13 protein-coding genes are annotated in these 15,072 nt (G+C 33.9%); 1 reads left to right on the top strand and 12 read right to left on the bottom strand.

Annotated elements, in window-relative coordinates; all coding sequences use genetic code 11:
• Window position 1: 1 nt before the first annotated feature.
• The 8 genes from ACY3JM_RS01145 to ACY3JM_RS01110 form a co-directional block, all read right to left on the bottom strand.
• Window positions 2-406: a hypothetical protein gene (locus ACY3JM_RS01145; protein ID WP_463082971.1), complete on the bottom strand. Its 405-nt coding sequence runs from the start codon at window positions 404-406 to the stop codon at window positions 2-4.
• A gap of 30 nt (window positions 407-436) precedes the next feature.
• Window positions 437-2,686 (bottom strand): glycoside hydrolase family 3 C-terminal domain-containing protein, encoded by a 2,250-nt coding sequence (locus ACY3JM_RS01140; RefSeq protein ID WP_463082970.1) that lies wholly within the window; start codon window positions 2,684-2,686, stop codon window positions 437-439.
• A gap of 153 nt (window positions 2,687-2,839) precedes the next feature.
• Complete coding sequence (locus tag ACY3JM_RS01135) at window positions 2,840-3,664, bottom strand: ABC transporter ATP-binding protein (protein WP_463111485.1); 825 nt, start codon at window positions 3,662-3,664, stop codon at window positions 2,840-2,842.
• 11 nt (window positions 3,665-3,675) lie between these two features.
• On the bottom strand, window positions 3,676-4,671 hold the full coding sequence (locus ACY3JM_RS01130) for an ABC transporter ATP-binding protein (protein ID WP_463082968.1): 996 nt from the start codon (window positions 4,669-4,671) through the stop codon (window positions 3,676-3,678).
• A gap of 5 nt (window positions 4,672-4,676) precedes the next feature.
• A complete protein-coding gene (locus ACY3JM_RS01125; protein ID WP_463082967.1) occupies window positions 4,677-5,519 on the bottom strand; it encodes an ABC transporter permease in 843 nt (280 codons plus the stop codon).
• Between the two features lies 1 nt (window position 5,520).
• A complete protein-coding gene (locus tag ACY3JM_RS01120; protein WP_463111484.1) occupies window positions 5,521-6,552 on the bottom strand; it encodes an ABC transporter permease in 1,032 nt (343 codons plus the stop codon).
• A gap of 147 nt (window positions 6,553-6,699) precedes the next feature.
• Window positions 6,700-8,535 carry an ABC transporter substrate-binding protein gene (locus ACY3JM_RS01115; RefSeq protein ID WP_463111483.1) on the bottom strand — a complete coding sequence of 612 codons (1,836 nt, stop codon included), beginning with the start codon at window positions 8,533-8,535 and terminating at the stop codon, window positions 6,700-6,702.
• Between the two features lie 161 nt (window positions 8,536-8,696).
• On the bottom strand, window positions 8,697-10,157 hold the full coding sequence (locus tag ACY3JM_RS01110; RefSeq protein WP_463111482.1) for a hypothetical protein: 1,461 nt from the start codon (window positions 10,155-10,157) through the stop codon (window positions 8,697-8,699).
• A gap of 129 nt (window positions 10,158-10,286) precedes the next feature.
• On the opposite strand from ACY3JM_RS01110, the gene ACY3JM_RS01105 reads away from it, so the two are divergent.
• On the top strand, window positions 10,287-11,441 hold the full coding sequence (locus tag ACY3JM_RS01105) for an NADP-dependent isocitrate dehydrogenase (RefSeq protein WP_463083655.1): 1,155 nt from the start codon (window positions 10,287-10,289) through the stop codon (window positions 11,439-11,441).
• Here the strand turns inward: ACY3JM_RS01105 and ACY3JM_RS01100 are convergent.
• The 4 genes from ACY3JM_RS01100 to ACY3JM_RS01085 are packed head-to-tail and all read right to left on the bottom strand — an operon-like array spanning window position 11,430 to window position 15,063.
• Window positions 11,430-12,071 carry an HAD family hydrolase gene (locus ACY3JM_RS01100; RefSeq protein WP_463082963.1) on the bottom strand — a complete coding sequence of 214 codons (642 nt, stop codon included), beginning with the start codon at window positions 12,069-12,071 and terminating at the stop codon, window positions 11,430-11,432. The genes ACY3JM_RS01105 and ACY3JM_RS01100 overlap by 12 nt on opposite strands.
• 3 nt (window positions 12,072-12,074) lie before the next feature.
• Window positions 12,075-13,472 (bottom strand): HD-GYP domain-containing protein, encoded by a 1,398-nt coding sequence (locus ACY3JM_RS01095; RefSeq protein WP_463111481.1) that lies wholly within the window; start codon window positions 13,470-13,472, stop codon window positions 12,075-12,077.
• 3 nt (window positions 13,473-13,475) lie between these two features.
• A complete protein-coding gene (locus tag ACY3JM_RS01090) occupies window positions 13,476-14,297 on the bottom strand; it encodes a ParB/RepB/Spo0J family partition protein (RefSeq protein WP_463111480.1) in 822 nt (273 codons plus the stop codon).
• Window positions 14,287-15,063, bottom strand: a complete 777-nt coding sequence (locus tag ACY3JM_RS01085) for a ParA family protein (protein WP_463082960.1) — start codon at window positions 15,061-15,063, stop codon at window positions 14,287-14,289. The genes ACY3JM_RS01090 and ACY3JM_RS01085 overlap by 11 nt, the downstream gene beginning before the upstream one ends.
• Window positions 15,064-15,072: the final 9 nt, after the last annotated feature.

Here is a 15,072-nt window from a genome sequence, read left to right as displayed (position 1 = left end):
CTCAATGCTTTTTGTATTCTTTTACTTTCTCAATTAAGTTGTTAGCAAATTCCACATAAGGTTTAATATCTTTTTGATTTATAGATATTCCTATCTGTAAGTTTTTTCCATGAACAATAAGAAAAGTGGGTCTCCATAGTAAGTAAATTAGTAAAGATATGAAAGAAAGAAAATAGAGTCTTCCTGCCAAAAAGGCAAAAAAGAGAAAAGAAAAGATTTTATCCCCTTTTTGAGTAATCTCAATACCTTCTATTTCAGATAATAATAGATAGGTATATCTTTCTTCAAAAAATACTTTTCTTTTTTCTATAAGAAGATCGTCCTTTATATCTAAGACGCTCTCTCCTATAAGAAGATCTGAAGGAAGAGAGAGCCATATAGTGGCAGGCCTTCCTTTAATCTCCATGTTTTATCTCCCTTTTATTTTAATTGAAATTTAAGAATTGAGTTCTTTTAGTAAATCATTTAACATTTCTTCTGTAAATTTACCACTACCAAAGTGTATTAATCCTCTCAAAGGTGTATATTTCATCATCTCTGCAAAGTTCATTATACCCTCTTCAGTTGAGAATTGTGGGAATAGGCTTACAAATTGTTTAAGTACATTTTGAAATTTTACGCTTGCCACAGGATCATCTAAGATATCACCAATAGTGGAATTAATATGATACTTTCTCTTAATTTGTTTTGTAGATTTCACAAATACTGTATCTTTGAGTACTATATCCCTGGATGATCTTCCTATTAGTATCTCAAACTCTCCTGTCTCTACGTACCAGTCCTTTATCTCTACGTTATAGTAAGCAAAAGCTCTCTTATCAAGTTCAAAAGTAACCTCTTTTTCTTCCTTTGGCTCAAGCTCTACCTTTACAAATCCTTTTAGCTCTTTATCTGGTCTTATTACACTACTTTTTACATCCCTTACGTAAAGCTGTACTACTTCTTTACCTTTCATCCCTCCTGTATTCTTTACCTTTACCCTTACCTTCAATATCTCTTCATCAGTCATCTCTTTCTTGTCTAAAATTAGATCTGAATATTCAAAAGTTGTATAAGAGAGGCCATGTCCAAAGGGAAAGAGTACTTCCATCTCCTTCTTGTCATAGTATCTGTATCCTACAAAGATTCCTTCTCTATACTCTACCTTGTCTCCTTCCCCTGGGAAAAAGAGATAGGAGGGATTATCACTTAATTTCTTTGGGAAGGTTTCAGGAAGCTTTCCTGATGGACTTACAACTCCAAAAAGTACATCTGCCACTGCTCCTCCCCAGGCTTGTCCTCCTCTGTAGGTCTCAAGTATTGCCTTTACCTTATCTACCCATGGCATCTCTACTGGTGCTCCATTGCTTAGTACCACTACTACATTTTTGTTTATCTTTGCTATCTCCTCTATTAATCTGTTGTGATTCTCGGGCATCTTCATGTTAGGCCTGTCAAATCCTTCCGATTCGTATCTTTCAGGAAGTCCTGCAAAGATTACTACTACATCTGATTTCTTTGCTACTTCTTTTGCTTCTTCTATGAGGTTTTCATCTACTTCATCAGTCTCTATTTTGTATCCATCTGCATAAAGTGTCTCTGCTTTTCCTTCCAAAAGTTTCTTTATCTCTTCTACTGCATCATCTACCATGGTTGGGTTTACGTGGGCACTTCCTCCTCCTTGTATTTGAGGTTTTCTTGCAAAGGCTCCTATTAAACCTATCCTTCCTTCTTTCTTTAATGGTAAGATCTTTTCTTCATTCTTAAGAAGGACAAAGCATTCTCTTGCTACTTCTCTGGCAAGCCTATGATGGGCTTCTTTGTCATATGTGGCATTCTCTTTTTTATTCTCTATAGCCTTGAAGACAATGCTTAGTATTCTTTCTACTGCTTCGTCCAAAATCTCTTCTTTTAGTTCTCCTTTCTTTACTGCTTCTATGATCTTTTTGTCTCCCCAACCTCCATCATAAGGCATCTGTAAATCAAGTCCTGCTGATAGTCCTTTTACTCTGTCATTTACAGCTCCCCAGTCTGATACTACAAATCCTTCAAATCCCCATTCTTCTCTTAATACCTTTGTTAAAAGAAATTCATTTTCAGAGGCATATACTCCATTTACTCGGTTGTAAGAGCACATTACTGTCCATGGTTTTGCTTCTTTTACTGCCTTCTCAAAACTGGCTAAGTAGATCTCTCTTAATGTTCTTTCATCTACTTCTGCACTTACTGTAAGTCTTCTGTGTTCTTGGTTGTTAGCTGCAAAGTGTTTTATAGATGTTCCTACTCCTTCACTTTGTACTCCTTTTATGAAGTGTTTGGCCATCTCTGATGAGAGAAGTGGATCTTCAGAATAGTATTCAAAGTTTCTTCCACAAAGGGGAGATCTTTTTATATTTACTCCAGGTCCAAGTAGAATTTGTACATTTTCTGCCTGGCATTCTTCTCCAATAGCTTTTCCTACTCTCTCAATTAGATCCCTATCCCAAGAGGCAGAAAGGCATGATGCTGGTGGAAAACAGGTGGCAGGTACAGTCTTGCTGAACATGGTCTCTTCTTTTCTAAGTCCATGGGGACCATCAGACATTCTTATTGATGGTATGCCAAGTCTTTCAATGGGTTTTGTGTGCCAGAAATCAAGTCCAGAGCATAAAGAGGCTTTTTCTTCAAGAGTCATCTGTGAGATAAGTTTTTTTATATCCCTCTCCATTTAATATACCTCCCTAACAAATTATATTTATAGTATATCATGAAAATTTCACGTTGGTACTAATAAAATAATTAAAAGGTAATTTTATAAAAGGGGATTAGGTAACGTGGATAATATTAATAAAAAAATAAAAGGGGAGAGAAAGCCTCTCCCCTATGCTCTTTTTTCCAGTTCTCCAATATCTTCCCACTTCTTATATAGGGTTGGTATACTTCCAATTAGGTTCTTTGTATAATCGTGTTTTGGAGATGAAATTATTTCATCAGGTGTTCCTTCTTCTACTATTTCACCCTTATACATTATGAAGATTCTATTTGATATATAATAAGCAAGTCCCATATCATGGGTAATAAATATAATAGAAGTTCCTGTTTCATCCCTTAATCTTTCAAATAGCTTTATTATACCACCACGAGTTGATGCATCAATCATGGATACAGGTTCATCAGCTATAATTAATGATGGTCTTAAAATCCAGCATCTTGCAATCATTATTCTTTGTTTTTCTCCTCCAGAAAGCTGGTGAGGATATTTTCCAAGAATGTTTTTGGGCTCTAAACCTACATTTACTAATGCTTCTTCGATTAGTTCCTTAGATCTTTCATTTTTGGGATCTATACCTATTAAATTTAAGGCTTGATGTAGTATTCTATCAATAGGATAAAATTGATTATAACTGGCAAAAGGGTCTTGGAATACTGCATGTACTTTTCTATAATAGTTTTTCTTGTCTTCCACTGTCTTTATATCTTTCCAAACATTTATACCCTCCACAATAATATCTCCAGAGGTTGGTTTTTCAAGCCTTAATATCATCTTTGCAGTAGTTGTTTTACCAGAGCCGCTTTCTCCTACAAGAGATACTATCTCTCCCTTTTCTACTGTAAAATTAATACCTTTCACTGCATGTATATGCCTTCTTACAAAAAGACCCACTTCATATATTTTATTTAAATTCTTAACTTCTAAAAGTGCCATTTTATCTCACCTCATTTATTAAATAGAAAACATGCTACTTCTCTATTTGTATCTATCTTTATAAGAGGAGGCTCCTCTTTTTCACATATTGGCATCTTATTAGGACATCTGGTATTGAATCTGCAACCCATAGGTGGATTAGCAAGATCTGGGGGTGTACCTGGAATGAAAGATATACCACGTTTCTTTACTTCTGGCTCTGGAGTTACAACTGACATAAGTAGACCCTTTGTGTAAGGATGTAGAGGTTCTTTTACTATGTCATCAGTAGGGCTATTTTCCACAATTTTTCCTGCATACATAACCACCATTCTTGTGGCAATCTGTCTTACAGTAGCAATATCATGGGTTATAAATACTATAGACTCTACAATTTCTCTTACTCTTAATTGTTCAAGGGTTTTCAATACTAATTTTTGATTTGCCACATCAAGGGCGGATGTAGGCTCATCACATATAAGAAGTCTTGGATTTAAGAGAGTAGCAATAGCTATTACTGCTCTTTGTCTCATACCACCAGAAAGTTCAAAAGGATATCTATATATATCGTTAGGGCTTATTCCTACATCGGTAAATCTTTGTTTAGCCCTTTCAACGATTTCTTCCTCATTTAAGGCTCTTTCAAAATGATCTTTTACCAAGTCAGAGATGAAATCTCTTATTTTTTTTGTTGGCATAAGGGCATTCATTGCTGATTGAGGAATAATGGAGGTTTCTCTCCCCCATATAATTTTTTGTAGCTCTTGTCTTGACATATTATTTAGCTCTAAGAAGTTTGCTCCCACATTTAATGTTACTTTTCCGTCAATAAAAGTTAATGGTTTTTTGATATTCATTATCATAACGTTTGATAGAGTAGATTTTCCAGAACCACTTTCACCTACAATTCCTACTGTTTCTCCTTTATAAACATTTAATGTTACTCCATCTACTGCCTTTACATAATATTCCCCTCTTGCATAGTATGCTTTTACATTATCTAAGCTTATTATTAATGTTCCTTTCATTTCTATCACCTCTCTCTTAGCTTTGGATTAAATACTTCATCCATTGCTGTGGTTATTATTAGAAGAGAGGAAGTAAGAAGAACTATGACAACACCAGGAGGGATAAACCACCACCATAATCCCCTTCTTACTGCTTCCATAAGTACTGCCCATTGTAGTACAACACCAAGGGTTACTCCCTTTGTTGGTCCTAAGCCAATTAAACTTAATCCTGCTTCACCTAAAATACCACCATTGATAAAGAGTATAAAAGCCATAAAGGCATAGGTAGCTATTGCAGGAATTAGGTCTTCAATTGCAAGTCTGAAGTCGCTATATCCAGCAAGTCTTGAAAGATATACATATTCTCTATTTATCAAACTCATAAGTTGAGCTCTAATTGCTCTTGCAAACCATGGCCATGTAAGAACTCCTAAGATTACTGCTATGACTTCTAAGCTTCTAATTCTTAGGTAACTTGCAATTAATATGGCAAGAAGAATGCTTGGTATGGTTAGTACAATATTTGTAAAGGACATTAAAAGCTCATCTACTATTCCACCTTTCATTGCTGAGAAGATTCCTACTAATAAACCTATGATCATTGAGATAATAGCAACTAAGAATCCGATATAGAGTGAAGATCTAGTACCATTTAGAAGTTTAGCTAATAGGTCTCCCCCATAAGTATCTGTTCCTAAGGGATAATCTTTACTTGGTGGTTGTTCTGGCATTCCTGCAAAGGAAGTGGGATCTTTGGGATAGACTACTGGTCCTATTAAAGCCATAAGAACTATTAATAGGAATATGGTCAATCCAACAATAAATTTGGGATTTTTAAATAAAGGTCTTATCATTTGTTTCCACATTTTAGCTTCCCTCTCCTTGTCCTAATCTTATTCTTGGATCTACAATGGCATAAACAAAATCAACAATAAAGTTGGCTAAATAAACAGCAACTATTAAGATTACAAATATGGCCTGTATTAAGGGGTAATCTAAGGTGCTCAATGCCCTAAATAGTATATATCCAGTACCGGGATAGTTGAAAATTAACTCTGTAATTAAAGCACCGCCAAGGGCAGAACCTAAGTTTAAAGCAAGACCTGTTATTTGGGGTAAGAGTATATTTCTGAAAACGTATTTAAAAACTGTGGAATCTCTCATTCCTAAGTTTACAGCAAAAACGGTATAATCTGCATCAAGTTCATAAATAACAAGAAGTCTTGTACCAATGGCCCATCCCCCTATAGCTGCAATTACTATAGAGAGAAAAGGTAGTATATAGTGATGAAGAACATCTAATATAAATTTGATATTTAGACTTGGGATTATTCCTTGAGAATATCCTCCTTGGTTCGGAAATATATTTAGTTTTACTGCAAAAGTATAAATAAGTAACATACCTAACCAATAGTAAGGTATTTGGCTAATTACAAGAGAAGAATTTAGGACTATATTATCTATCCATGTACCTCTCTTATTTCCGGCTACTGCTCCTAAGGTATTTCCAATTATCCAGGCTGTAAGGGTGGCTGGTATAAGTAAAAATAAAGTCCAAGGAATAAAAGGTGCTAATACATCAAGACATTTTTTAGGATAATAATGAATAGAAGTTCCAAGATTTCCTGTAAAAAGTCTTCCTATGAATCTTAAATATTGTATTATTATAGGTTTGTCTATATCAAATTCTTCCATAAGAGCTTTATGTACATTTGATACGGTTTCTGGATTGGCTGCACCCTGTACAGCTATACGTTGAAGAAGGGTGGCAAGAGGATTTCCAGGGATTGCCCTTGGTAGTATGAAGATTATGGTTATGGCAACGAGATATGTTAGTACTAAGAAGAAAAGCCTTCTTCCTATATATTTTAAGAAAGGTTTTAAGGCTGATTTTGGCATTTATTTATAAGCCTCCTTTTGTATTGTTGTGTTTACCTATTGCATTTTTTAATCAAAATATACCCCCCGGAATCTAATCCGGGGGGATATGTTTCGTTATTAACCTTTAGGACCTTAGAGCATGATCCATTTTGCTTTCCTAAATTATTACTTGGCTTTTGCTTTTGCTAAGGCATTGAGTATATCGTTGGTTGGTATCAAGAGTCCGCCTTTTGCTTTAAATTCTACCCATGTAGGAACTTTGGGTGTTTGACCTTTTGGTGCAATACCAAAGAGAACAGGAAGTGCATATCCACTCCATGGAGCAGCTGGGAACCACCATGGTTTTTCTGCATTAGGCCATCCTGTCCATACTGTTTCGTTGTATTCATACCAGTGGGCACCATAGAAGAGAGGTATGGCAGGAAGATCTCTGTAAATAATTCTTTGTATCTGGAAGAATAATGTTCTCTTAACTTTTGGATCAAGAGTTGCTGCAATCTTATCTAAGAGTTTTCCTACTTCTGGATTGTTATATCTTTCAAAGTTACCATATTGATCCTGACCAAATGGCTTATAGAGTGCTGGATCAAGTACTAATCTGTAGACGTTCCATGGATGATCAAATCCGGGGCCAGCAGACCATCCAAGTATGAAATCAAATGTTCCTTGTGTCCATCTTGTCCACCATACAGAGAAGTCTGGGAATTCAGTCTTTACATCAAGTCCGATTGCTCTCATATTTGCTGCCATCATTTCACACATCATCATCCAGTCGGTCCAACCATTTGGAACTTGGATGGTGAAGGTACCCATTCTCTTTCCATCTGGGCTAATTCTTATTCCATCTTTTCCTTTCTTGTATCCTGCCTTATCAAGTATCTCGTTTGCTTTCTTAAGATCAGTCTTAGGTTTTCCATCTGGAGAACCCCAGTAATATCTTGCATATGCATGATCAATGTATTCATGATATGCTTCAAAGTCATCTATTACCATTGATGGATGGGCTTGGTTACCGTAGCCAAAGTATGCTTTATCAAGCATTTCTTTGTATGGAATAGCGTAGGCAATAGCTTTTCTTACAGCAGGATCTTTAAGAAGTGGGTTGTAGTAGCTTATGTAGAGTAAATCAAGTCCATCTGGCATGAAGTATGGTTTATCTTTGAACCATGTACCAATTGGGAGTTTCTTGGTTTTCCAGAGAGAGCTTACATCTGGTATAAATACTCCTGCCCAATCAGCATTTCCTTTCTCAAAGTCTAAGTTTGCAACTGCGTTATCTCTATAAATCACGTTGGCAATATATTTTGGTACAGGAAGTCCAAATACAGATTTACCCCACCAATCATCAATCCTTCCGTATACAACGATGTTAGGATCTGTGTAGTAGAGTTTATATGGTCCAGATACTACTTGTTTGGCTGGATCATCGTTTTGGAAGTCTTTTACAGCTTGAACGCCTTTCTTTAAAAGTGGTTCATATACGTGTTTAGGAACGATTCTTGTTGTTAATGCATAACCTAAGAAAGATGCATAGTTTTGAGCATCTGGTCTCATTACAAATTCTACAGTTTTATTATCTACTGCTTTTACAGATTTAATGTAATCCCACCAACCATTACCAGGACCAAATCCTACTTCCTTTGTACAATTAAAAGTGAACTCAACATCTTGAGCTGTAATTGGTGTACCATCACTCCATTTTGCAATATCTCTAATCTTTACTCTTAATGTGGTTTTATTTACTGCTGTGAATGACTCAGCAATAACTGGTAACCATCCGTCTTTCATGTTGCTGTAGATAAAGAGTGGTAAGTACATGAAATGTTCTGTTCCATAGGTTGCTGAGGGTGCATATAAGCTATAAGTAGTTGCTGACCAAAGAGCTCCAACAGTATATACAGTCTCATTACGTGGTAAAGAAACTTGACCTAAGGTAGAAGGTACAAACAAAAGTGTTAAAAGTAAAACTGTTAAAAGTACCCCTAAAACCTTACCCCTCATCTTTACACCTCCTATATTTGGGGTAAATTAGATCTTGGACCATGCTCTAAGGTCCCTTTGTGTTTAAAATAATATCATATAGAAACAATCTTGTAAAGGGGGTAATTTCATTTTGAAATTATTAAAAAATTTTAACAAAAATTGTAAGAAAAATACTAAAGTTAGAGTTGGGGTACTTCTATGAAATTTATTTTATTTTCTGAAATATACTTTATAAGGAAATAAAAAGGATTTTTAGGAATAATACCATTTATATCCTTCCAAAATATAAATATATTAGTACCATGATTAGGTACATTGAAAAAGGCTAGACAAGGCTTTCTATCCTTATTTTCCCATATTTCTACTGCTTTATTAATGGCATATCTGCTCATTTCTTGCATAAGATCTACTCCACATCCAACTGGTGGATAATTTTCTATATCTACTGGTACTTCTATGAATTCATCATTAAAAGAATGAATTTTATATCCTCTATGAAGATGAACAATTCCTCTTATAGGAGGCATATATTTCCCTTTTTCATCATATGAATAACCATTTTCTACCTTTTTAATTTTTATCTTTTTATCATGTTCCCATAATGGTATAACAAATTCTTCTGCTTCTACAGAGGGTCCTAAGGTTTCTTCGCCTTCCTTTTTTATTACTCCAATTCTTCTTTCTTCTATAGGAATGACAAAAGCTATGTCCTTAGAGGTAAGATTACTCTTTATAGTGCCATATTTTCCTGAACATGTTACTGCAAAAACACCATTATATATATCAGGCTCATAAGCCATGAAAGCTCCTTCAGCCTGTCTTGAGTAATTGATTAATCTAGTAATAAATTTATATAATTTTTCGTCTTTTATTAGATTTTTTATCTCTACAGGAGAAGAAAGTAATCCTTTTTCTCCTAAGAATTTTCCAAGTTCAATCACACTATTTAAAACTATTGATTTTTGCCATACTTCTTTTGGAATTTCTATATTTTCTATTTCTTTCCAACCACCCACCTCTTTACATGAACCAAAAACCATAAGTCTTTTGGCAATTTCATTTAAAGAAAGGGATGGATGTCCTCCTTCTAAGGTTCCTAAGATAATTTTGTTATCTTTTATTTTATTTTCTTTTATCGGAACTATTATATTTTTAAAGGCTCCTAATTTTGCCATAAGGAATCTTATAAAAAGCACCTTTGTGGAGGATTTAATATGATGAATGTCTATATTATCTTCCATGAATATCATATTTATAAAATTGGGGTGAAGCTCTGGATAAATTTGTAGATTTTCACAAATTTTTTTGCCAATTTTTACAGCTAAGGGTTCTACCTCTGGGAGTTCCTCTCTTAAAAGGTTTATATCCTCTGTATTATTTTTGAGTACATTTTCTACTTTTTCATTTAGGCTAAGATAAACTGGATTAATTATTACTGCATAAGTGGAATTTATTGGTTGATGATATTTATCTTTATCCCAAATAATAACCTCGCAATTTGCTTTTTTAAATTCTTCTTCCAAAATTCTATAAATATAATTTTTTTGATTTTCTATCTCTATTTTCTTCTCAGGTGTCAAGGGAGAGATAAATGTGATTTCATATATAAGAATAAGATAGGGTTTTTTAAACCACCACATGTACTTGCTCCCTTTCCCTTTCCTCTTGTATTATTTATATTATTATAATCCTTCAAGATATTATTTTTAAGGAGGAATGATAAAGTGATAAAAGTAAAAAATCCAATTGTAGAACTTGATGGAGATGAAATGGCAAGAGTTATGTGGAAATGGATAAAAGAAGAGCTTATATTTCCTTATCTTGATATACCTATAATCTATTTTGATTTAGGAATTGAAAATCGAGATAGGACTGATGATATGGTAACTTTGGAATCCGCTAAGGCTATAAAAGAATATAAGGTAGGGGTAAAATGCGCCACTATTACTCCTGATGATGAAAGAGTAAAAGAGTATAATCTAAAAAGAGCTTGGAAAAGTCCAAATGCAACAATAAGGGCATATTTAGATGGTACTGTTTTTAGGAAACCTATTATTGTAAAAAATATTCCACCTTTTGTTAGAACATGGAAAAAGCCTATTATTATTGGAAGACATGCATATGGAGATATCTATAATGCCTTTGAATACAAAGTGGAAGGTAATGTTTCTTTGGAAGTAAGTTTAAAAAATTCTGAAAACAAGAATTTCTCGGTTCATAATTTTGATGGTAAAGGTGTATTTATGGTTATTCATAATACAGAGAAGTCTATTAGAAGTTTTGCGAAATCGTGTATAAACTATGCTTTAAGCGAAAAAGTTGATTTATGGTTTTCAGCAAAAGATACTATATCAAAAATTTATCATGGGTTTTTTAAGGAAATATTTAGAGATGAGGTAGAAAAAAGAAAGAAAGACTTTGAGAATAGTGGTATAAGTTATAGATATTTTCTTATTGATGATGCAGTAGCCCAGATAATAAAAAGTGAGGGTGGAATTTTGTGGGCTTGTATGAACTATGAGGGGGATGTGATGTCTGATATGATTGCTGCAGGGTTTGGAAGTCTTGGTTTAATGACATCAGTTTTAGTATCTCCATCCGGAGAATATGAGTATGAAGCTGCTCATGGAACTGTAAGAAGGCATTATTACGAGTATTTGAAAGGTAATAAGACATCTACTAATCCTACTGCTTCCATCTTTGCTTGGACCGGAGGTATAAGAAAAAGAGGAGAATTAGATGGAGATAGGGATGTTATAGAATTTGCTGATAAGCTTGAAAAGTCGGTGATTATGACTATTGAAGGTGGAATAATGACAAAGGATCTTCAACCTCTTGCAGTACCGCCTGTTGATAAATATGTAGATACGGAAACTTTTATAAAGAGTATTAAGGAGAATTTAGAGAAATTATTAGAGAAGTAAATCCTTAAAAAAATGAAAGATGTCATTTAGATCTTTAAAAATGAAATTAGGAGATGCCTCTTCTAATCTTTCTGGGGAGACAAATGAAGAATAAACTCCAATAGTTACTACCTTTAGTCTTTTTCCCATTAAAATATCTTGAGGGGCATCTCCTATATATATAATCTCATAGGGAGATAATTTCATCTTTAGTAAAATCTTTTTTAAAGGCATAGGATCTGGTTTGGGTTTTTCTGAATCTTCCCAAAAAATCCATTCGTCTATAAATCTTTCGGGATGTAAATAGGGAGTTTCCGATTCAATATCTTTTCTTGTACTTGCAGTTACCACTCCTAATTTAAGGCCAAAACCTTTTAAGAAATAAAGTAATTCTTCTGCCTTCTCTCTCCACTTAACTAGAGAATAGTCAAAATATTTTTTCCAAAGCTCATCTACTTTTTCCCAATATTCTTTTGGTAAACCGTGATTTTCATATATTTCATACCAATTTGGAGAAAAGTTTTTTCTATATTCTTCTTCTTTTACCTCTATACCAAAATGAGAAAAGATCTTTTTAGTGGTTACAATACAAGCTGTATAAGAGTCTACTAATGTACCATCCCAATCCCAAATTATCCCTTTAAGTTCCATGGTTTATATAATTGTTAAAAATACTTCTACTAAATTTGGATCAAATTGAGATCCTGCACATTTTTTTAGCTCTTCTATTGCCTCTTCTTTTGTCTTTGCTTTCTTATATGGTCTTCCTGAGGTCATTACTTCATAGGCATCAATTATTGAAAAGATCCTTGATACAAGGGGAATTTCTTCTCTTTTTAATCCCCTTGGATATCCTTTACCATTCCACCACTCATGATGAGTAAGAATGTAGTCTGCAATTTTGGTTAATTCATAAGATGCTTCTGCTATTCTGTATCCTACCTCTGGATGGGTTTTTATTTTTTTAAATTCTTCCTTAGTAAGGGATGTATACTTTTTTAAAATTTCAGGGGGTATGGTAATTTCTCCTATATCATGAAAATAAGAAAGAAGTATTAAATCTTCTCTTTCTATATCAGAAAGATACAGTATATCAGACATCCTTATGGCAAGTTCCTTTATTCTTTCCTCATGCACCTTGCTTTCGTAAGAGTTTGACCAAAGCAATTCCTTTAAGGTTTGAAGCACCGTATCTCTAAATCCCTTTCCTTCTATTAATTTATTTCTATACATTCTATCTTCTGCTATCTTTAATATTTCATCTATTTTTTCATCCTCTATTTCCTTTGTGGCATATCCTAAAGCGATGCTTAAAGGTATAGGGGTTTGATTATTGTTTTTATTATGTTCTTCACAGTTTTGCTTTATTCTATCACAGATTTTCTCTGCTATTTCTTTAGGTGTCTTAGGAAAGATTATTACAAATTCATCTCCGCCCCATCGGGCAATAATATCCTCTTTTCTACACGATTTTCTTAAAACATCCGCGATACTTATTAAAAGTTCATCTCCCTTTTCATGTCCGAAGGCATCATTTACTAATTTTAGACCGTTTAAATCTCCTATTACAATGCTTATAGGAAGCTGTCTTTTTGTATCTAATCTTTTTAATTCTTCTTCAAAAAAGGCTCTATTGTAAAGACCTGTAAGTTTATCATGGAATGTTAAATATTGAATTTCTTTTTCCATTCTCTTTTTCTCTGTTATTTCTTGTACTATCTCTACAACACCTACTATATCTTGATTTTCTTCATTTATTACAGGATACCCTTTTATATACCAGTATCTTCCATCGGGGGTTACCACTTCTCCTTCATCGGGTTCTTTTTTCTTCATTGCTCTTATTACTGGACAATTAATGCATGGTTCTTTTCTTTGATGCCATAATTCATAACAATATTTATTTATCATATCTTCTTTTTGAAGTTGTAGGGATTCTGCTGCCGAAGAATTGGCAAAAAGAATCTTTAAATTTTTATCCAAAAGAATTACAAACTCCTTTAATGTATCAAGTATTAAATTTTCAAGAATCTTTCCATTTAGTTTTTTCATAATTTAGTCCAGAAATAATTTAATAATATTTTCTAACTCCTCCATACTTTTATACTCTATAGTAATTTTACCCTTATTAGGGGATTTAGGTTGTATCTTTACCTTAGTACCTAAGTGCCTTTGTAGTTTTTCTTCTATGGATCTTATTTCTGGAAGATCTATATTTTCCTTTACTTTTTTCTTTTTTACCAAATCTTCTGTTTCTCTTACTGAAAGCTTTTCTTTTATAACCTTTTGGGCAAGAAGTTTTTGAATGTAGGGGTCATCTACTCCAAGAAGTGTTCTTGCATGGCCATAGGTAAGATTTCCCCTTCTTACCTCTTCTTGGATTTCTGGAGGAAGCTGTAAAAGCCTGAGAAAGTTTGCTACCTCAGATCTACTAATTGATAATCTCTCTGCTAATTCTTCTTGGGTCACATTAAAGGTTTCTATATAGTATTGGAAGGCTTTTGCTTTTTCAATAGGATTTAGATCTTCTCTTTGAAGATTTTCTGTAAGGGCTATGTCCCATGCTGTTTGGTCATCGATATCTTTTATGATTACAGGTATTTCCTTTAAACCTGCTACTTTTGCAGCATGGTATCTTCTCTCACCAGCTATGATTTCATATAAATCATTTTTTGGTCTTACAAGAATAGGCTGTAAAAGTCCCACATTTTTTATTGAGTCTATTAGTTCTTGTAATGTCTCAGGGTTAAGGGTCTCTCTTGGTTGTTTTGGATTTGGAATAATTTTATCTATGGGAACAAATTCTATTCCTTCCCTTTCATTTTCACCAAGAAGTGCTTCTAATCCTCTTCCTAAACCCTTCTTTTTAAGAGACACGTTCTACCACCTCTTTGGCAAATTCTTTATAGGCTTCTGCCCCTGTAGAATCGGGGGCGTATTCAAATATGGAAAGGGAATAACTTGGTGCTTCACTTAAACGGACATTCCTTGGTATAAGGGTCTTGAACACTTTGTCTTTAAAATAATTATAGGCTTCTTCTACTACCTGCTGAGCAAGGGTAGTTCTTGCGTACATGGTAAGTACTACACCTAATATGTCTAAATCTTGATTTAAATTTTTCTTGATTATATTTATAGTCTTCAAAAGTTGGGATATTCCTTCTAAAGCATAATACTCACATTGAAGGGGTATTAATACAAAATCTGAAGCAACTAATGCATTAACAGTAAGAAGGCCAAGAGAGGGGGGTGAATCTATAATAATAAAATCAAAATTATCGGAGATTTTTTTCAACAAATCTTTTAATTTTAATTCTCTAAATAACATTGAAACCAGTTCAACCTCTGCCCCTGCCAGATCTATGTTAGAAGGTATTAGAAATAGCTTTTCTCTTATAGGATTTTTTCCATCTCTTAAAGGATATATAACTTTTTCTATAGGTACCTCTCCTATAAGGGCTGAATAAAGATTTGGTTTTTTATTTTTTAATGGAGAGATTCCACTAGTAGCATTTCCCTGAGGATCTCCATCCACAATAAGTACTTTTTTACCCATTTCTCCTAATGCATATCCCAAATTTATAACTGTAGTAGTTTTACCTACTCCTCCCTTTTGATTAGCAACAGATATGATCTTACCCATTCTATCCCC

This window comes from Dictyoglomus sp. SSW (genome assembly GCF_055181335.1).
The sequence above is the reverse complement of the archived record's forward strand: the minus strand, read 5'-3'. Positions and strand labels throughout refer to the sequence as shown.

Bases quoted from the DNA above. Each gene is read 5' to 3' on its own strand.
- ACY3JM_RS01145 (WP_463082971.1), bottom strand. From the start codon at position 406: ATGGAGATTAAAGGAAGGCCTGCCACTATATGGCTCTCTCTTCCTTCA.
- ACY3JM_RS01140 (WP_463082970.1), bottom strand. From the start codon at position 2,686: ATGGAGAGGGATATAAAAAAACTTATCTCACAGATGACTCTTGAAGAA.
- ACY3JM_RS01135 (WP_463111485.1), bottom strand. From the start codon at position 3,664: ATGGCACTTTTAGAAGTTAAGAATTTAAATAAAATATATGAAGTGGGT.
- ACY3JM_RS01130 (WP_463082968.1), bottom strand. From the start codon at position 4,671: ATGAAAGGAACATTAATAATAAGCTTAGATAATGTAAAAGCATACTAT.
- ACY3JM_RS01125 (WP_463082967.1), bottom strand. From the start codon at position 5,519: ATGTGGAAACAAATGATAAGACCTTTATTTAAAAATCCCAAATTTATT.
- ACY3JM_RS01120 (WP_463111484.1), bottom strand. From the start codon at position 6,552: ATGCCAAAATCAGCCTTAAAACCTTTCTTAAAATATATAGGAAGAAGG.
- ACY3JM_RS01115 (WP_463111483.1), bottom strand. From the start codon at position 8,535: ATGAGGGGTAAGGTTTTAGGGGTACTTTTAACAGTTTTACTTTTAACA.
- ACY3JM_RS01110 (WP_463111482.1), bottom strand. From the start codon at position 10,157: ATGTGGTGGTTTAAAAAACCCTATCTTATTCTTATATATGAAATCACA.
- ACY3JM_RS01105 (WP_463083655.1), top strand. From the start codon at position 10,287: ATGGCAAGAGTTATGTGGAAATGGATAAAAGAAGAGCTTATATTTCCT.
- ACY3JM_RS01100 (WP_463082963.1), bottom strand. From the start codon at position 12,071: ATGGAACTTAAAGGGATAATTTGGGATTGGGATGGTACATTAGTAGAC.
- ACY3JM_RS01095 (WP_463111481.1), bottom strand. From the start codon at position 13,472: ATGAAAAAACTAAATGGAAAGATTCTTGAAAATTTAATACTTGATACA.
- ACY3JM_RS01085 (WP_463082960.1), bottom strand. From the start codon at position 15,063: ATGGGTAAGATCATATCTGTTGCTAATCAAAAGGGAGGAGTAGGTAAA.